The sequence below is a fragment of the Clostridium sp. UBA5988 genome, assembly GCF_002435615.1.
In the GTDB taxonomy this organism is placed as follows: Bacteria; Bacillota; Clostridia; order Clostridiales; family Clostridiaceae; genus Clostridium_J; species Clostridium_J sulfidigenes.
The window spans coordinates 12,907-32,800 of sequence record NZ_DJBA01000066.1; the positions used below are offsets into that span (position 1 = coordinate 12,907).

The window sequence follows — 19,894 nt, forward strand, 5'->3', positions numbered from 1 at the left end:
CTCCTAATTATTTGATGTAAATCCTTGGTGTAAATAAGATAACCATTTTAAATAAAAATCATATTTTAAGTGTATTCCATCTTGCTCATAGAGCTCAGCCTTATCCCTTACCAATACATCAATATTTAAATAATTAACTGTCGTTTCTTCACTTACTTCATACGCTAATTTTCTAAACTCATCTAAGTTAGTATTCGTAAGCCTTCCATTAGTTTCTATAGCCCTATCCATAACTGGTAGAGGTGCTTGTATATATATATTGGTATTAGGTAATTTTGTCTTAATATCATTTATAAATTCTATGTAATGAGCCTTAAATTTATCTGGACCCCCAGGTCCACCTCCATCAAATTCTATTACATCATTCATTCCATATAAAAGTACTACATTCTTAGGCTGTAAAGATACAACTTTATCTATATTTTCTTTTCCTTTAACTACAGTATCTCCTTTATTACTTATTACATTATATTGATTTACTAGTTCCATCTCCATAAGACCTTCTGTTATAGAATCTCCCATAAACACTGTATTCTCATAGAATTTATAAAAATCAACTTCTTTATCCTCTACCACAACTTCAGGAGTATGATGTTTCTCTATCTTATCCTGGATTACACTTAAATCAGCCTGTTCTAAATCTTTCAAGTGCTTTCTCCCTAATAGTACTCTTTGCTTTTCATTCATCTGAACCTTTTTATTATCTATAAAGGTATGTATACCTATTGCTGTTATTATCACTACTAATATTATTCCTATAATTGTCATAATTCGAAAACTTCTTATCTTCATGTTATCTTCCTCTTCTGTCTAATATTTATCTTCCTTAATCATTCTAATACAACAAATTTAATATTTGGTTACAAAATCCTTACGTTTCTAAAAAACTTCCCTTCACATAAAGAAACCTAAGCATAGATATACTTAGGTTTTTTCATCATTATAATAATATATGGTTCTCAAAATTTTAATAATTATCCGATTATAGGTTATCCTAGCTAAGCTTTAATATATCACTTAAATTCTCATTTTTAACAATAAATTTAAATACTAATACTCCTATAATTGAAACTACTACAAATTCTCCTATGGCAACTTGTAATACAGAAAGCCAAAATGGTAAATTTATCATGTAGTAAAGCTCTGCTCCTATAATTAAAGCATTGGATATAGTTGCCCATAAAGATGCTATAAATAGTACAAGTGTTTTATTATAGCCTTCTTTTTTAGTTAAAACCTTCTTTGTTTGCCAAATTAAAACTAGAGCTATTAAACTAGCTAAGCTTCCAAATATCATATCTACTATTGCCATAGGGCTTAGTAGAAAATTTGAAATGGCACATCCTATAGTTAAGGCTGGAATATATAGTGGGTCTATAAATGCCAAAAGTACCATTACCTCTGATAATCTAAATTGAATATTTCCAAAGGCAAAGGGTGCGATAACAGCAGTAACCGCTACATAAGTAGCTATAATTAGAGCCATCTTTAATAATTTTTTAGTTTTGTTGCTAGTATTCATAAATATAATACCCTCCTCATTTTTTAATAGTGTAAGCTCTTAGCCTTACTAGATTCACATATTGATCTATTTAACCCCATACAAACCTACTAATAAAATAATGAGTCTAGCTATGTCACCTCACTAGCTCCGCACCTATCTTTAACTCAGCATTTTCTTTATCTAAAAAATACCACCTATACTTATTGGTGATTAAATTATATACTTCTATAATATATATTTATATATCTCATAGAAAAAATAAAGGCCGTCATCCAAATGACAGCCTTGTAATCCTTGTACATAAATAAAGCTCTACCTTTTTATGATGAGCTAATTAAAAGATTTCAATGCCGTAGTTTTATTTAAAGACAGGAGGCTTACGAACTGTCACTCTTATTTTGTTCAATCTCATTATATAATGTAAAGTGTTGAATTTCAAGTGTTTCATAGACTTTCAGAAGATTTATTTTATTATTTATTCTCATGTAATATTGATACTTTCTATATTTTTCGTTAGAAATTTTGTTAGAATAATTTTTCTAATGTGCCATCATTTTTAAAAATTTCTACTATTTCTACCTTTGAAACTGTATAAGGTATATCTTCTTTTATATAGGATTTTCTATTACATTCATATGACTACCTTGTCCACTAATATTTCATCCTGAGGTTTGATAATCTACAATTGAACCGCTCCTTTGAGGAAGTCCATGCTCTTTTATATATTTTAATAATATTATTTCAACATGAAAATCCCGGAAACCCGCATATATACAACAAATAGTTAAATAGTTATATAGTTTTATTGCTAAATATTATCCTAGTTTTATATTTATATAGTTCCATATATAAATATTATATAGTTAATACTAATATATAATTGTGAACATAAAAAAAGCCAAGAATTAAATTCTCAGCTTTCTTTCTTCTAAAATATCCTTTAGAATTTTTATATGATTAATTAAGTCTTCTTCCAATTTCTTCGAGGCAAGCTTTTGCTTTATTCATTATTGGAATTAACTTACCCTTTTTATCTTCTTTAATTTTACTAATACTTTTATCTAAATCTTCATACTTTCTTTCTATAATTCGTTTTGTAATGTCTGGATACTCCCTTAGCAGCTCTATATCACTTTCATTTATATTATCATACATAACCATGTCATTTATGGCATCTGCCACTCTATTGTATATATTTATTTTAATTAAGGTTGGTGAATCATCCTTTGCACGATCAAACTCCTTTTTCCTCACAAACCATGGTTCAGGAATATCTTTTTCAAGGTTATCAGCTTCACTTTCAAAAATAACTAGATTTTTAATGCACTCTCTATGTTCGATGACATCAAAATATCCTAAATATTCAGTCTTTTTAACTCTTTTTATTATTTCTTTAAATTCCATAAGCCCACTTCCTTTCTTATATTATATAATTCTAGGCTTCTTTAAACATTCCTTCTATATTATATACATTATTTTTCACAAAAATACACAGAATAAGTTAATGAAGGCTTTTGAAACTTTATCCTTTGTTAAATCCATGTTAATTTTTCTTTATCTATTGTTAAAACTTTCTACTCTTTGTTAAATAAAAGGTTTTTGTGTTACTATTAAGTTAAATTTATTGTATCTTTAATTGTGTCTTTAGAATGAATATTATTTGAATACATATTATTTATTGGAGGTTTAACACTATGGAATCATTATTTTTAATTATTAACCTTTTAGGAGGTCTTGGAGTATTCCTATTTGGTATGAAGATCATGGGAGATGGTCTTGAAAACCTTGCTGGCGAAAAGTTAAAGGGTATCTTTGATAAAATTACCTCTAATCCCCTTAAGGGTGTAGCAACCGGTGCTATAGTTACTGCTATAATTCAAAGCAGTAGTGCTGTAACTGTTATGGTAGTTGGATTTGTTAATGCAGGTATTATGAATTTATCTCAGGCAGCCTATGTAATCATGGGTGCTAATATTGGAACAACTATAACAGCTCAATTAATTACCTTTGATTTTGATGCTATAGTTCCAGTATTTATTGCAATAGGGGCGTTTTTAGTATTATTTACCAAAAAGAAAAATCCTAAAGAATTAGGTCATATAATTCTAGGCTTTGGTATTTTATTTTTAGGTCTTATTTTAATGTCTGATGCTATGTCTCCTCTTAGAGAGTCACCAGTATTCACAAAACTTATTTTAAGTCTAAAAGGACATGTAATCTTAAGCCTTTTATTAGGAATAGGAATGACTGCTATAATTCAAAGTTCCTCTGCAGTTACTGGAATTTTAGTTGCTTTAGCTTCTGTTGGAAGTCTTCCAATTGATGTAGCTATACCAATGTTATATGGAACTAATATTGGTACTTGTGTTACTGCTTTAATCTCTTGTTTAGGAACTAATAAGACTGCTAAAAAAGCGGCATTAATTCACTTATTCTTTAATGTAATAGGTAGTATAATATTCCTAATTCCGCCAGTTTCTAAATTACTATTAACTACAGTAACAACTCTTACCCCTGGTGTAACTGGAGGAATTGTGGCAAAACAAATTGCTAATGCCCATACAATGTTTAATGTAGTTAACACTATATTAATATTACCATTTACAAAATACTTAGTAACTTTAGTTAATTTCATACTTCCAGGAGAAGATGAAAAAGAAGTTGATGGAGTTAAGTATATAGATGACAGACTCTTAGAAACTCCAACTATAGCCTTTGGTCAAGTTACTAATGAGATTATTAGAATGGGTACTTTAGCTAAGGAAAATATAGAAACAGCCTTAAAGGGCTTTACTGATAATAATGAAGATTCAATTAACAAAGTATATAAGAATGAAGCTTTAATAAATCTATTAGAAACAGATATAACTAGATATCTAGTTAAACTATCCAATTCTGATATTGGAGATGAGCAAAGAACTACTATAGCTTCATATTTCCATGTAGTTAATGATATAGAACGTATCGGAGATCATGCTGAAAATATTGCTGACCTGGCTAAAGATAAACTTTCTAAGAATGTTAAGTTTTCTAAAGATGCCATTGAAGAACTTAAAGTAATGGTGAATATTTGCATAGAAGCTTTGGAGCATAGCATAGAATGTTTCTCTGACTATAGTGATAAAAAGGCTTTGGATGTAAGGACCTTAGAAGAAAAAATAGATACTTTAGAAAAAGATTTAAAGATATCACATATCAAAAGATTAAATAATGGTACTTGTGATGCAATTGTAGGTACTATATTCTTAGATCTTATTAGTAACCTTGAAAGAGTGGGTGACCACGCTGTTAACATTGCTGAAATACTTTCTTAAATACAAATATGTCCCTAAAGTAAATTATTAAATACTTTAAAAGCTACAATTCAAAATTGTTGAATTGTAGCTTTCCCCTTTTATATAGATTACTTTTTAAATTTCCATTCTTTAAACTATTATGGTATTGATGCATCCATTAGCTCTAGATATAGATTCTAATTCCTTCATATAATCATTAGTAGGTACTGTAGTTTCAAGTAATTCCTTTCTTACTCCCATAGGTCTATATTTAATAAGCTTATATTGAATATTAGGATTAATTTCAGCTAATAGCTTACTTCCCATGTCTACAGTATAATTATTATTAAGAACTTCTGGTACTACTACTGTTCTAATTTCATATATCTTATCAAGTTTTCCAAGCTCTCTTATGTTTTTTATTACTGTTTCATTAGTGAGACCTGTAAGTATCTTATTTTCTTCTGGATGAAAAGCTTTTAAATCTATCATAGTTTTATCTGTTAATTCTAATAGTTCTTTATCCATATATATAGGTGTGGACCCATTAGTGTCTATAAAAGTTGTTAAACCAAGACTCTTTACTTTTGTAAATAGCTCCTTTAGGAAATCCCTTTGAAGAGTACATTCTCCTCCTGAAACCGTTATTCCTGATATAAAAAACTTTACCTTTTCAATTTTCTTCATTAGTTCTGAGGCAGTTATTTTTGTTATCTTAGGACTACTATTTTTCTTACAAGTAGCAATACAAGCATCACAGTTAACGCATTTATCAATATCATACTCAACCTTACCATCTACCATTGATAGGGCTCCATATTCACAGGCTGGCACACATTCACCACAATTAACACATCTATTTATAGTTTCTGGATTATGACAATAAAGACAATTATAATTACATCCTTGAAGAAATATGGCCATTCTATTGCCTTCTCCATCTACATTACTAAAAGGTATTATTTTATTAACATAACCTATAGTTTCTTGCTTATCATTCATACTTCTTCCCCCAGTGCTCATATATTTTCATTCCCTTATAATATAGAACCGCTCCAATACTATAAGCTTTTGCTACAATTGTATCGAAGCGGCCTTTATTATAAAAATCCTTTTAATCCTATGACTAACAACTCTAATGTTAAGAATTCTATTTATCAGAACTTCTTAATTTTCTTTCAAGAATCTTGGAGTTTTTAACTGCTCCATATCCAAGGGCTACTGTATCTTGAAGTACTTGCTCTCCCCTATCTAAAGCTTCTATATCAGAACGCTTAACAAGATATCCTGTAATTCTTATAACGTCACAATCATCACAGTATAGGGAGAAATATCTCATATTTAGTGCAAAGCCACCTTTGATTATATCTAAAATTGACTTTGGATTCTTCTTAGCCATTTCATCAAATTTAAATATATCACCAATTCCAGATGGGAAGTATTTGTGGAATACTGCACTTTGAATCAAGTGTTCTGGTAATGATGGCTCTTCGCCTATTGGAATTCTACATCCTGGACTTGTTTCAGTATCAGAATCAATTCCAACTTGAGAATGAAGTAGATAATGATTATCTGTAACTTCACAATATTTATTTTCATGAGCATTAACCATGTTATACATTTTATTTATAATAGTTTCACCTAGCTTGTTAGCTCTTTCACCATATCCAAATCTATCCTTTTCATCTGTTGCTCCTAGAAGCGTATTTACACATTCTGCAAGACCAACTAATCCAAACATAGCAGTAAATCTATCTCTTGATAATAAACCTTCTCTTACAAGGAAACTTGACTCAAAGAAATTACTTTCTTCTACTATGAATTTAACTCTCTTATCCATATAATCAAGCATTGCTTCTACAGCATCTGGTAATACAGTGTTTAAAAAGTGTTCTTCATTATACGCCATCTTAGCTAGTTTTGAAAGTAACATTCTCACTAATGTATAACTTCCACCACCAAGATTAAGTCCATTATAGCAACTTACTATTCCATATTTTTCTCCTAGTTCTGAGCTAAACATTTCATGGTTAGCAAAGCTTGGCTTAGCGCAAGTAAGAGCTGTTTTTATTGCTTCAACTGCAAATTCTTCACTAGTTTCCTTTGAGTATTTTAAGGTTATATTAGGAGTAGCATTTTGAAGTTCTCTCTCTACTTCTAAAATTATTCTTCCTGCTTTAGTATCCTTAGGTCCAATATTAGCATGACAGAATGAATCAGTTATTGTTCTGTCTATATGCTTTAAGAAAAACTTAATTGCTTTATATGCTTCTTTCTCATCTTCTATATATGGATCTAAAAGAGTATCAATATTACCTACATATACTGGGAAAGATGTAACTGATGGTACATGCTTATATAGAATTAGTAAATTGTTTACTGCATCCCATATATCCTCTGCAGGAGTTAGGCTTAAAAACTTACTTCCATTTTTCATAAACTTTTCATAGTCAGGTACAATGTATCTAGGTCTATAGGGTGCGTTACCTTCATTAAGGTCACATATAACACCTGCATTTTCATACATTTTTGTTTTGTCAGATTTATTTAATACATCTAAACTATTTTCTGACTCCCTAGCTAAATTTAAAACTTTCATTTCATAAGTTAAAGTCTTGTCCTTAATAATATTCATTATACTATCTTTCATTTTATCACTCCTATGACATTTTGAAATTAAGTAAATATTATTATGTTATTCCTGCTTAACTATATACATAAACTAAATATAATTAAGCCATACTTTATTACAATAATGCAATGTTTATAATAAATTTATCTTAATTATAGTATACCCGAATATAAGAGTTTTTTCTACTATTTAATGAATAATAATTATTGATTACATTACCTTTTTAAGTAACATTTTAATTTTATCAGTATTTTTAACTTGTGTTACTTTTTTAAGAAAAGTTTCAATTAACTGTTTAAATATAAACTACACAAATAAAATTTTATGCTTATACTAATAATGTATATATATTTTTTAAGTGGAGGTGAAGCTTAAAATGAAAATCGGAATTATTTCTGATACTCACATGAATAAACATTATTCAAAGCTAAAACATATACTAGATGATAAGTTAAAAGATGTAGATTTAATAATTCATGCAGGAGATTATACCTCCCCTGAAGTAATATCTATGATTAAGGAAAAATCAAAATTTATAGGTGTTTATGGAAATAATGATAAATCTAATTTAAGAAGTTTAGTTCCGGAAAAACACATATTAACTTTAGAAGGTTATAAAATTGGTATTTGTCACGGGGATGGTACTAAAAAGCAAACTATAGATAATGTGGTTGATACTTTTAAGAAGGATAAGCTTGATATAATAATATATGGTCATAGCCATAAACCTTGTATTTTTACTAAAGGAAAAACAATGTATTTAAATCCTGGATCGTCTACTAGCAAAAGAAAAGAACCTTGGTTTTCTTATATAATTTTAGAGCTTAATAAAAATTGTCCCATATCAGCTTCAGTAAACTTTTTTAAATAGCTAAAAAATTCATTATTCCATAGAGTAAAAGGATTGAGCCTATAAAATAGACTTCAATCCTTTTAATTTATTAGTTTAAACATATCCATAGATTCCTCTTACAGATACTTCTCCAGATATTACTCTATTAATAGTACCATCTTTATGTTTTACTATTAATTCTCCTTCATCATCAATATCTATTACCGTACATATGACTTCATTATTTCCATTAATTACTCTTACCTCTTTATTTATAAGTAATGAGCCTTCTCTACAAATTTCTATAACTCTACTTATATCTCCTGTATTTTTAAAATCTTCGTAAAACACTTCAAAATTATTCAATATATTAGCTACAAGTTTTTTTCTATCAACTTCATTTCCTAATTCATTTTTAAGGGATGTGGCTTTTTCCTTTAACTCATCTGGAAATGATTCCATATTAACATTTATACCAATTCCCATGATGACATAATTTACTCTTTCTATTTCTGCATTCATCTCAGTTAATATGCCACATATCTTTTTGCCATTAATGACTATATCGTTAGGCCACTTTATTCCTACAGAAATGCCCATCTCCTTTAGAGCAGTATAAACTGCTGCTGCACCAATTAAAGTAGTTCTAGGTGCTACCATAGGAGATATATTTGGTTTTAATACTATGGACATCCATATTCCTGTTCCTTTAGGTGAAATCCAGCTTCTACCCAATCTCCCCTTACCACTAGTTTGTTCCTCTGCAGCAACTACCATTCCTTCTATAGGATTATTACTACACTCTCTTCTGCACTGAACATTAGTAGAGTCTACTTCATCAAAATGAATGAAGTTTCTCCCTATATACTTAGTTGTAAGAAGATGTAAAATCTCTTCACCATCTATAATATCCGGAGTACTTACCAGTTTATATCCTCTATTGGAAATTGATTCTATAACGTATCCTGCTTCCTTTAAGCTTTTTATATGCTTCCATATTCCAGCCCTAGTAATTCCTAATTCTTCACTAAGTCTTTCCCCTGAAATGTATTCATCCTTACTTTTTCTAAGTATATTCAATATCTTCTTCTTCATTCAATACTTACCTTCCTAAGCTTTCTTATTTCTCAGGCAAATTATATGTCTCTGCCATTCTTTTTCTCTTATCAATATAATTTTGGCATCTTTCTAAGAAAATTTCAATATTTCTCTCTTCTTTTCTTACTTCCTCTTCCGTCTTTGGCCCTCTCCCTAATCTATCACATATTCCAAGAAGTCCTATATCCTCAATGTATCCACTTTTAACAACTCTATTAAGATCTGCAAACTCATTATTTTTTACTACGAAAAGAATCTGCATATGAAGTCTAACTAGATTTACTACATAATCATAAAATCCTTTATCTTCATGAAGCTTTAAATGGGTTAAAAATTCTTCTGCCATTCTTGCTCCAACTTTATCATGGTCATAGGCAGTGAGGTAGCCTCTTCTTAACTTTGTAGTAGTTAACTTACCTATGTCATGTAAAAATGCTGCCCACATAAATCCCTTTGGTTCTTTGCTTCTATCTCTTCTTTTAGCAGCTTCGTCTATAACCATCATAGTGTGAATCCAAACATTGCCTTCTGGGTGATGTTTAGGATTTTGCTCCACATCTTTTAACTTTAAAACCATGTTATAGGGATATATATCTGGGTAACCATTATTTTCTACTAAGTTATTAAAATATATGGATGGCTTTTCATCTTCTAAAAGATGCTTTGTAAATTCTTCAAAATAATTCATTTAACTTTTCTCCCTTCTTATCATACCTATATAATTAATATTATTTACATATATAATATTTCCTATTAATATAATAGGTCATGAAACTTTTTCTTATGCTGTTATACACAATATATTTTTATTAACATTATATTGTAACCAATTTTTAAAATCTAACTAAAATACCCTATAGTATAGATAAATTAGCTCATCTATACATAGGGTATTAATTATTTAGGTATAAACACCTTTAATTTTCCTTTTATTATGGGGTAGTTGATTCTTCCTTTTTATCCCCTTCAGGATTTGTAATAGGTTTTTCTGCCGGCTTATCTGCCGGTTTTTCTGCTGGTTTTGTAACAGGAGCTTGTTCTACTTTTTTAGTACCTCTTTTTATTATTTTAGGTAGCGGTACATAAGTATCAGTATTCATAAGCTCTGTTGAAACTACATTACCATTTTCATAAGTAGTTCTATATGCCTTAACCTTATATCCCTGAGATCCATTCTGAGTAACCTTTTCTGTTCCTATAGGTAAAGTTGGATCATCCTCATATTTTACTGTTACAGGAATGGTCTCATAGGTTTCTGAGTTAAAGCTATAAGTTTTTCCACCCTTAGCTGCAGAGTTAGAATATATATTAAAGGTTACATTTCCACCACCAGTATATCCTTCAATATATATTGGATATTTGTATGGATTTGTAAATACATAATCTATTCCTCCATACGCAATAGTTGCATCAAGTCCTAATGGAACATATCCTACTGCCATGTTATGATTTAATCTTTGATCTGGAAGAATTCCTGAGTCTAATACTGCATTGTGAAGTGTTGAGGATACTTGGCAAATGCCTCCTCCATATCCAATCTCCACCTTATTTCCTACATAAACGCCTCCTGGTTGATAACCTTTATCTGCTGTAGTGTCACCCACTGTAGTATTGAAACTAAAACTTTCTCCTGGCATTAGTACTATACCATTTACAGTTTGGGCTCCTAGTGATATATTGGTGCTTCTGCTCCAATCTGAACTTCCAAAGTTAGTAGTTTTGGTTCCAATTCTAGTGTTAATGGTTGATAATTTTTCTTTTGTCTTAGTAGGTACCTCTTTTTTTATAGTTGCAGTTACTTCTATGTTTCCTACTTTACTTTCTGATACCTTAGCATTTATATCCTTAACTAATGCTTGTACATCCAAAGTCTTACCAACTACTTCTTCAGTAATGTTAAATCCTGAACCTGATTTCGATATAGTAGCGTCCTTTTTAGCAACATTAATTTCACTTTCCATTTTTTTAGCAACAGTATTTATAATTTCGTTATTATAGGTAAATGTTATTGGAAAGTCTTTTTTTTCAGAACTCTTTATTGCTTTAAACTTGTCTAAATATCCAAGATCTCTATTATGGTTAAAAGCTTCATTTACAGTTTCATCTATATTAAACTCTACATGTAAGTCAGTGTAGTTAATAGCATACTCCTTATCTCCAGCTTTAATTTTAATGCTTCTGTTCCCAATTTCGTCGTTATATTTACTATTTAGTTCTTGCACAACTTGGTCCTTGGCTTTACCACTTACATCTATTCCTTCAACTTGCACACCTGGCATAATTAAATTCTCATATTTTGATACAGTAGTATGGATGTATGTTGTTGTACCTATAAATACTAAAAGAACTATAGTTATTACGGAAGAAATTGCTATGATCTTAGCTTTTTTATTAGGTTTTTTATTCCCCGGGGTTAGTGAAAGCTTTGATCCATTCTCACCCTTTTCTAGATTCATATCCATAGTAACATTCCTTTCATTTTACAATTAAAAAATTGATTTAACATATAAATTATATCATATGTTAATCATATTTTCATTTATATTATTATTACGATTTCATTACATAATAATTTTCTATTGTAAAATTTTAACATAAATATTGTATATATGCAATTCCTTCCTATACCTCTATCCATTTCTTCTGATGATTTTATTTACAGGTTCATATATTTCATCATATATTACCTCTTCTTTTACTACCTTCTTATTTTCTAAGGTTTTTCTATAAACCTTTACCTTATAACCTTTACTACCTGGATTCTCAACTATTTCTTCCCCCTCATCCAAGGTTATGTCCTCTTTGTATTCTATCTTTTGAGGTATTTCTTTATAGACTTTACTAATGACCTCATACTTTATATTTTCTAATTCTTTATAAGAATATATATTAAATATTAATTTATTATTTTCTACTATACCATCTATATAAATGGGATATGGTAAAGTATTTTTAAACTTATAATCTACAACATTATAATAAATGGTTGCATCCATTCCTTTATCAACATACCCTATTGGCATAGAATGATGCGTTCTCTCCATAGGCAGAATTCCTGCTCTTATTATAGCATTATGAAGAGTTGTAGATACCTGACAAATACCTCCACCTAATTCAGGTTGAAGTTTATTATCTTTTATAACAGGTGCTTCTACATATCCTTTTTCTTTAGTGCTTTCACCTACTAGTTTATTAAAACTATATTCTTCCTCTGGCATTAAAACTATACCACTTGCTGCTTCAGTTGCTACTTTAATGTTAGTAGCTCTAACATCATCTACAAAGTTTGTACTAAAACTAGATATTATTATATTAATCCTTTTCAAATCTTCAGTTTTTATTTCTGGATTTTCAATACTAATAGGTAATTTGAGATCAACATCACCTTTATTATTCTCAGTATTACTTTTTACAACTTCTTCAACCTGAGAAATAAAATCTTTTCTATTTATTTCTTCTTTTGAAGAACTTTCACTTACTTTTAGTTTTCCATCTTCCTTAATGATAGTTGCATTTTTAACTTCCTTGTTGAGAGTTTTTTCAATTTCATCCAACAAGGAATCTACAAAATTTGTATTATAACTATACTCAATATCAAAATCTATTTTTTTAGGATCTTTTATCAACTTATAACCTTCTCTTACAGATAAATCCTTTCCATAATCCAAAGCTTCCATAAGAGTTTCTTGTAAGTTGCTTTTTATATTTAAGCTTTCATAATCAATCTTATATTCTTTATCTTTTACTTTTACCTTAATATCATTATTGATAAGTTCTTTGTTTTTTTCATTTAAAAGCGTTATAGATTCCTCCTTAGTTTTACCTCCCACTTCAATTCCTTCTACAAAAACTTGAGGATAAATTTTATCTGCATAACTACCTACGGTACGCTTCATATATCCGTAATAAAATAGAAAATACACTACAATAAAAACAACTATTAAAGCAATAATAATAATAAAAATATTTTTATTTCCTTTTCTTCTCTGCTTTCTTTTTTCCATATAAAATTCTCCTCTCATGGTATTTAAATTAGCTTGTGTAGTATTTCATGAAATATTCTAGCTAAAATAAAAAATCAGCTCATTGTAAATTTACAATGAACTGATTTTTTTATTTATCCGATGACTACCAGCTCTAATACTCCCATCTTCTTCAAAGTAGGAGTAAAAGAGCTGGTACGTCCCTGGATAACAATTTCTAAGCTTCAAAGAAGCTAAGAACTCTGTTTATCCTTAAAAAGTTATAGCTAATTAATATTTTTCTTTTCTCGCTTTGCTCGCAGGGACACTCCTTCTCACATACGTTCGAAATGTTAAACCAAAGATTTTCTTTTCTCGCTTTGCTCGTAAGGACACTCCTTCTCACATGCGTTCGAAATGTTAAACCAAAGATTTTCTTTTCTCGCTTTGCTCGTAAGGACACTCCTTCTCACATGCGTTTGAATGAGTAAGTTCGAATACCCAAATATAAAATTTGGATTCTCACTTATCTTTCTATTACTATTGCGATTCCTTGTCCGCCACCTATACATAGTGTAGCAAGACCTTTTTTGTTATCTCTCTTAATCATTTCATAGATAAGAGTAGTTAATATTCTAGCTCCAGATGCTCCAACTGGGTGCCCAATAGCTATTGCTCCACCATTAACATTTACTTTATTCATGTCAAATTTTAAATCTTTAGCTACTGCTAATGATTGTGCTGCAAAAGCTTCATTAGCTTCTATTAAATCTAAATCTTCAACTGTTAATCCAGCTTTTGATAAAGCTTTGCTTGTAGCTTCGAATGGTCCATATCCCATTATTTGTGGATCAAGACCTGCTGATGCATAAGATTTTATAGTTGCAAGATAGTTAACTCCTAGTTGTTCAGCTTTTTCTTTAGACATAACTATGAACATAGCAGCTCCATCATTTATTCCTGAAGCGTTACCAGCAGTAACTGTTCCACCTTTTTTGAAAGCTGGCTTAAGTTTTCCTAATTTCTCTATTGTTGAACCAAATTTAGGGAATTCATCTGTATCAAATACAATTGGATCTCCTTTTCTTTGAGGTATTTCAACTGGTACTATTTCATCTTTAAATCTTCCTTCTTTTACAGCTTTTTCAGCTTTTAATTGACTACTTAAAGCAAATTCGTCTTGCATTTCTCTTGTAAGACCCCATTTTTCAGCTATGTTTTCTGCAGTAACTCCCATATGATAATCATAGAACGCATCCCAAAGACCATCTTTAATCATAGTGTCAACCATTGTTGAATCACCCATTCTTTGTCCCCATCTAGATGTTGGTAATACATATGGTGCATTACTCATTGATTCTGTTCCACCACAAAGGATTACATCTGCATCTCCTGATTTAATTGCTTGAGCTGCTAATGTTACAGCTTTTATTCCTGAACCACAAACTTTATTAATACTAATTGCTGTAGATTCTTCTTTTAAACCAGCCTTTAAAGCTACTTGTCTTCCAACATTTTGTCCAAGTCCTGCACTTATAACATTTCCTATAATAGCTTCATCTATAATAGCTGGATCTATTCCTGCTCTTTTTATTGCTTCTTTTGCAGCTACAGCACCAATTTCTGCTGCTGATAATTTTGATAATGAACCTCCAAATGATCCTACTGCTGTTCTAGCAGCACTTACAATAACAACTTCTTTCATTTTTAACTCCATCCTTTTCTTTAAAATTTTTTCTTTAAATAATTCGTTACGTTAGAAACTATTTTATCCCCTGCTTATATATCTACATAGGGTTACAAAGTCTATGTTTATTACTCTTATTTATATAGCAGTTTCCATGCCAACTTCTACAATCCCCTAAATATCTACTTTCTCGTGAATTAGGGAAAACAATACCGTAAACTACAGTTTACGGTTTTTCCTTAAACAAATCTTTGTTAATATTATAACTTCAATGTTAAATAAATCACCTAAAGCAAAATCAGTAATTAGCAGATTTTTTTCATCATTTATTAATACATTTAATCTATTTAAAGGGTTAATTCTCCAAAGTAAAACACACATGTAAACTTAGTTTACATGTGTGTTTTAGTTTACACTTTTTTAAAGTTCCATATTAAATCTCTTCATTTTCTTATAAAGACCTTGCCTACTAATACCCAAAACCTTAGCAGTTTCATTTTTATTACCATTAAGTTTCTCTAAAGTTTCTGTAATTACCTGCTTTTCTATTTCTTCTACTATGTCTTTAAGTTGTTTATTTTCATAATCAACCTTTCTTTTGTTACAATCTAATATCTTTGCTGGTAAATGCTCTGGTAATATTTTCAGCTCTGTATTAAGTAAATTTATTGCTCTTTCAATAACATTTTCTAGTTCCCTAACATTACCTGGCCAGTTATAACATTTTAGATAATCCAAGGTTTCTTCTGATATACCTTCACTATATATTCCATACTTATTACATAGCTTAACTCTTAATGCCTCTGCAAGTGGTCCCACATCTTCAATTCTTTCTCTTAGTGCTGGAAGCTTAACATGCATAACATTTAATCTATAGTATAAATCTTGTCTAAACTTACCCTCTTGAGTTAACTGTAATAAGTTTTTGTTTGTAGATGCTATGATCCTAACATCTATCTTTTTTACATCATTACTACCCACTCTTACAATTTCTCTATCTTGAAGAACTCTTAATAACTTCACCTGCATAAAAAGAGGCATATCTCCTATTTCATCTAAAAGAATAGTTCCTCCATCTGCAAGCTCAAATTTACCCTTCATTCCTGTTTTTTTCGCTCCTGTAAATGCTCCTTCTTCATAGCCAAACATTTCTGATTCAAATAGTTCTGTTGGTATAGCTCCACAATTTATTTTAACAAAGGGTTTTCTGGCTCTTTTACTACTATTGTGTATGGACTGTGCAACTAATTCTTTTCCTGTACCACTCTCACCTGTAATTAATACAGATGAATCTCCTCTTGCAATCTTCTCAGCAAATTTTATAGCAGTTAAGAAACTTGAGCTATTTCCGATTATTTTATCAAAAGTATAGGTTGCTTTATTCTCTACAGTGAGTTCATTTTTGTAAAATTGAACCTCTTTTTCTAAATGGGATATCTTACTACTTAATATTTTAAAATTATCTATATCTTTAAACATAACTCTACCTATGGCGCCTCTAATTTTTCCATTAATTATTATAGGAACTCTCATAGATATCATTTTATGTTCATTAACCTCTTGAATATCTCCAACTTCTTTAAATCCATTTTTAGCTATAAGATGTAATTTCGTGTTTGGAATAACCTTAGTTACATGTTTACCCTCTGGTTCTTTACAACCTAAAAACTTCTTGTATCCATCTGTCATCATTGTTATAATTCCATCTTCATTAACTACTACAATGTATTCATTTAAACTATTAAATGCAAAATTGAGTATTTCTTCATCAACTCTCATATATTTTTCCTCCTAAATAAAATACATTATTTTATGTTTCTATCTATTAAGTGTAACTATATCCTTATTTAATATATTTATATCCATTTGAGCTATTTTAATCAAACTTATTTTAAAACCAATTGTTATTTACACCAAAAACTTTTTTTAAATGTTCTACTGCAAAATTGCCTGTAATTCCAACAAATATGCCAGTCCCTATCCCTGCCACGCTCATAACAGGTAAATAGAGCATAACACTCATGGTTTTTACTATTAGTGATGCTGCAAGTAATTGTCCTACATTATGAAATACTGCCCCAGCACAACTTACTCCTACAATACTTATCTTTTCTTTTCCAAGGTGTTTTGCAAATACCATAAATATATAACTTAAAATCCCACCAGATAAACTATACATTAATCTAGATATACTTCCTCCAAACATTACAGAAAGCAAAATTCTTAAAAACATGACTAAAAAAGTCTCTTTATAACTTAAGGTGTATAATGCTATTACCGTAATAATATTAGCAAGACCTAGTCTTGTGCCTGGAGTTATAAATGGTACTGGTATCATATTTTCAAATATGTGTAGCACCAAGGACATTGCTACTAATAGGGATATATATATCATTTTTCTAATATTTTTACTAGCTTCTTTACTATTCATTTTCTTCACCTCAACGAGAAATTACATCTTCCCCTTCACTACTCTTTTGTTCCCCTACTATTTCAATGATTAACCTATTAGGCAGACATACTATTCTTTCTCCAACTGCTCCTATAAATCCTTCATTTACACATATTTCATCCTTACAATCTGCATCTACAATTCCTATTTTCATATCATGAATTACAACTCGATTAAATCCATAGGAAGATTTAATAGTAAATTCTTCATCTAACCCTGTGGTTAGTTCCACTCTCTTTGTCTCTTTGCCATCTATAGAAATAACAGCATAATTTATTCCTTTATAATTACTCTGATAATTTTTTAGCATAATGTAAGGTATAAATGACACTATTAGTAACACTACAATTATTACTATATCCATTCTCTTCATTAATTTCATATTCATTCTTCTCCTATCCAACAATAGTTTAAACAAAGTAATTTTAATCTTTTATTGTTATTATATCAATATGTTCACCTAAATTCCTTAGTGATTAAAAAATTTCAGAAAAATAATCTTTAACCTATAATAACAATATACATACACCAATGTATTTTTATGTTATTTATGTTAACTTTAATCATAAATTGTAAATAATTTTTTAACAAATTTCCTGTAAATATATTTACTATTATTTTAGTTTAGTTTATAATTAAATCATAAAAATAGTATGTTTTTTAAACTAGAAATATTTTTAGGAGGTAACATTAATGAATAAAAAAGTTCTAGCTTTATTATCATCAGTAGTTTTAACTGCTGGAATGTTAGTTGGTTGTGGTTCAAAAGGAATGAAAGATGGAAGCTATAAATCTGAATTTGACACTTTTGATGATCACGGTTGGAAAGGACAAGTTGAAATTACAGTTGCTGATGGAAAAATCACTGATGCTAAATTCGACTATGTAAATGAATCAGGAGATCTAAAGAGTAAAGATGCCGAATATCAAGAAAAAATGACAAAAGTATCTGGAATTGGCCCTGTTGAGTTCTCAACTCAATATGCAGAAGCTCTTGTAGAGAAACAAGACCCTGCAACAGTTGATGCAATAACTGGAGCAACTACTTCTGGAGATGATTTTAAACTTTTAGCCGATGCAGCTATCCAACATGCAAATGATGGTAAAACTGAAACTGCAGTAGTTACAGCTAAAAAATAGTATTTTCATAAATAGTATAGTAATAAGACTTTAGGATATCCTGAAGTCTTATATTTATTTCTCCATATTTATATAGTTATTACTAGTTTAAAAAATTCTATGTATTTTATATTTAAAAGTTTCACCTAATAAAATATAGTGTTATTATTAATATAAAGATATAATTCACTTTAATAATGTTTTAACAATATATAAATTTTTTTATTTAAATATTAAAGCTTTATATTACTATGCATATAACTAAGGAGGTCCCTATGAAACTTTTTAAAAAACTTTCTTGCATTTTAGTTTTATTTATAACTATTATTGTTGCAGGATGTGCAAATCAAAGATTACCTATTAAGCCAATTAGTAAAACAGAGCTAGTCATTGGTACAGTGTGTACCATAACCATATATGATAAAAGTGATACAACTATAATAGATGAATCTTTTGCTCGTTTAAGAGAACTAGAAAATATATTAAGTATAAGTAAGTCTAATACCGAATTGGATGAAGTAAATAATATGGCAGGAATAGAACCTGTTGAGGTTAGTAATGATACTTTTAATGTGGTAAAAAAAGGACTGGAATATTCTAAACTGTCTGGTGGTTCACTAGATATCACTATTGGACCTTTGGTAAAGTTATGGGGAATTGGTACAGACAATGCTAAGCTTCCCTCAGAAAAAGAAATTAATGAAAAAAAAGCTTTAATCGATTATAATAAAATTCAAATAGATGAATCAAAAAAAAGTATATTTTTAGAAGATTCCAATATGATTATAGACTTAGGTGCAATTGCAAAGGGCTATGCTGCTGATGAAATAGTTAAAATTCTAAAAAATGCTGAAGTATCCAGTGCAATTATTGATTTAGGTGGCAATATTTATGTACTCGGTGACAAGATAGATGGTACCCCTTGGAAGGTAGGAGTTCAAAACCCTGAAAAATCCGGTAGTGATACTATTGGATTTGTAAGTGTTAGTAATAAATCTATTGTAACCTCTGGAGTGTATGAAAGATACTTTGAGCAAGATGGTAAAAACTATCACCATATTCTAAGTCCAGATACAGGTTATCCATATGACAACAACATCTTAGGTGTGTCTATATTATCTAATAACTCTATAGATGGTGATTCTCTATCAACTACTTTATTTGCCCTTGGGGTAGATGAAGGTTTAAAACTTATTAACTCATTAGATGATGTTGAGGCACTTTTTATAACTAAGAACCATGAACTATACCTAACTAATGGCTTTAAAAAAGCATTTACTCTTACAAATAATAATTATGAAATAAAAGAATAATAAATGGCTATGGTAGTCCC

The 19,894-nt window shown here is 29.6% G+C and carries 17 protein-coding genes; 4 read left to right on the plus strand and 13 right to left on the minus strand.

Going from position 1 to position 19,894, the window contains the following annotated elements:
- Positions 1-3: 3 nt before the first annotated feature.
- From B3J31_RS14240 to B3J31_RS14250, 3 genes are all read right to left on the minus strand, one after another.
- On the minus strand, positions 4-792 hold the full coding sequence (locus B3J31_RS14240) for a GDSL-type esterase/lipase family protein (RefSeq protein WP_346874160.1): 789 nt from the start codon (positions 790-792) through the stop codon (positions 4-6).
- Positions 793-994: 202 nt separating this feature from the next.
- Positions 995-1,522, minus strand: a complete 528-nt coding sequence (locus tag B3J31_RS14245; RefSeq protein WP_346874161.1) for a QueT transporter family protein — start codon at positions 1,520-1,522, stop codon at positions 995-997.
- A gap of 939 nt (positions 1,523-2,461) precedes the next feature.
- Positions 2,462-2,908 carry a hypothetical protein gene (locus B3J31_RS14250; RefSeq protein WP_150846093.1) on the minus strand — a complete coding sequence of 149 codons (447 nt, stop codon included), beginning with the start codon at positions 2,906-2,908 and terminating at the stop codon, positions 2,462-2,464.
- 290 nt (positions 2,909-3,198) lie between these two features.
- Here B3J31_RS14250 and B3J31_RS14255 point away from each other — a divergent pair, with 290 nt between their 5' ends.
- A complete protein-coding gene (locus B3J31_RS14255) occupies positions 3,199-4,818 on the plus strand; it encodes a Na/Pi cotransporter family protein (RefSeq protein ID WP_346874162.1) in 1,620 nt (539 codons plus the stop codon).
- Between the two features lie 111 nt (positions 4,819-4,929).
- Here the strand turns inward: B3J31_RS14255 and B3J31_RS14260 are convergent, their stop codons facing one another.
- Entirely contained in the window at positions 4,930-5,781 is an 852-nt protein-coding gene (locus B3J31_RS14260; RefSeq protein ID WP_346874163.1) for a YjjW family glycine radical enzyme activase, read from the minus strand.
- Between the two features lie 148 nt (positions 5,782-5,929).
- Positions 5,930-7,429, minus strand: a complete 1,500-nt coding sequence (locus tag B3J31_RS14265; RefSeq protein ID WP_346874164.1) for a YjjI family glycine radical enzyme — start codon at positions 7,427-7,429, stop codon at positions 5,930-5,932.
- A gap of 358 nt (positions 7,430-7,787) precedes the next feature.
- Here B3J31_RS14265 and B3J31_RS14270 point away from each other — a divergent pair, with 358 nt between their 5' ends.
- Entirely contained in the window at positions 7,788-8,282 is a 495-nt protein-coding gene (locus B3J31_RS14270; RefSeq protein WP_346869172.1) for a metallophosphoesterase family protein, read from the plus strand.
- Positions 8,283-8,357: 75 nt separating this feature from the next.
- Here B3J31_RS14270 and B3J31_RS14275 read toward each other — a convergent pair whose 3' ends face one another.
- The 8 genes from B3J31_RS14275 to B3J31_RS14310 all read right to left on the minus strand — a co-directional run bounded on the left by B3J31_RS14275 (position 8,358) and on the right by B3J31_RS14310 (position 17,824).
- Entirely contained in the window at positions 8,358-9,338 is a 981-nt protein-coding gene (locus tag B3J31_RS14275; protein ID WP_346874165.1) for a biotin--[acetyl-CoA-carboxylase] ligase, read from the minus strand.
- Positions 9,339-9,363: 25 nt separating this feature from the next.
- Positions 9,364-10,029 (minus strand): HDIG domain-containing metalloprotein, encoded by a 666-nt coding sequence (locus B3J31_RS14280; RefSeq protein WP_346874166.1) that lies wholly within the window; start codon positions 10,027-10,029, stop codon positions 9,364-9,366.
- Between the two features lie 244 nt (positions 10,030-10,273).
- The gene (locus B3J31_RS14285; RefSeq protein ID WP_346874167.1) at positions 10,274-11,803 is read right to left on the minus strand and encodes a VanW family protein; all 1,530 of its coding nucleotides are present in this window, start codon (positions 11,801-11,803) and stop codon (positions 10,274-10,276) included.
- Positions 11,804-11,971: 168 nt separating this feature from the next.
- Complete coding sequence (locus tag B3J31_RS14290; protein WP_167403146.1) at positions 11,972-13,345, minus strand: VanW family protein; 1,374 nt, start codon at positions 13,343-13,345, stop codon at positions 11,972-11,974.
- A gap of 484 nt (positions 13,346-13,829) precedes the next feature.
- Positions 13,830-15,008 carry an acetyl-CoA C-acetyltransferase gene (locus tag B3J31_RS14295; RefSeq protein ID WP_346847420.1) on the minus strand — a complete coding sequence of 393 codons (1,179 nt, stop codon included), beginning with the start codon at positions 15,006-15,008 and terminating at the stop codon, positions 13,830-13,832.
- Between the two features lie 402 nt (positions 15,009-15,410).
- The gene (locus B3J31_RS14300) at positions 15,411-16,769 is read right to left on the minus strand and encodes a sigma-54 interaction domain-containing protein (RefSeq protein ID WP_051824230.1); all 1,359 of its coding nucleotides are present in this window, start codon (positions 16,767-16,769) and stop codon (positions 15,411-15,413) included.
- Positions 16,770-16,881: 112 nt separating this feature from the next.
- Complete coding sequence (locus B3J31_RS14305) at positions 16,882-17,421, minus strand: Gx transporter family protein (protein ID WP_346874168.1); 540 nt, start codon at positions 17,419-17,421, stop codon at positions 16,882-16,884.
- 10 nt (positions 17,422-17,431) lie between these two features.
- Positions 17,432-17,824 carry a NusG domain II-containing protein gene (locus B3J31_RS14310; protein WP_346874169.1) on the minus strand — a complete coding sequence of 131 codons (393 nt, stop codon included), beginning with the start codon at positions 17,822-17,824 and terminating at the stop codon, positions 17,432-17,434.
- A gap of 311 nt (positions 17,825-18,135) precedes the next feature.
- On the opposite strand from B3J31_RS14310, the gene B3J31_RS14315 reads away from it, so the two are divergent.
- Together B3J31_RS14315 and B3J31_RS14320 are read left to right on the plus strand one after the other, a co-directional pair.
- Positions 18,136-18,582 (plus strand): FMN-binding protein, encoded by a 447-nt coding sequence (locus tag B3J31_RS14315; protein WP_346874170.1) that lies wholly within the window; start codon positions 18,136-18,138, stop codon positions 18,580-18,582.
- Between the two features lie 254 nt (positions 18,583-18,836).
- Positions 18,837-19,874: an FAD:protein FMN transferase gene (locus B3J31_RS14320; RefSeq protein ID WP_346874171.1), complete on the plus strand. Its 1,038-nt coding sequence runs from the start codon at positions 18,837-18,839 to the stop codon at positions 19,872-19,874.
- The last annotated feature ends 20 nt before the right edge of the window (positions 19,875-19,894 follow it).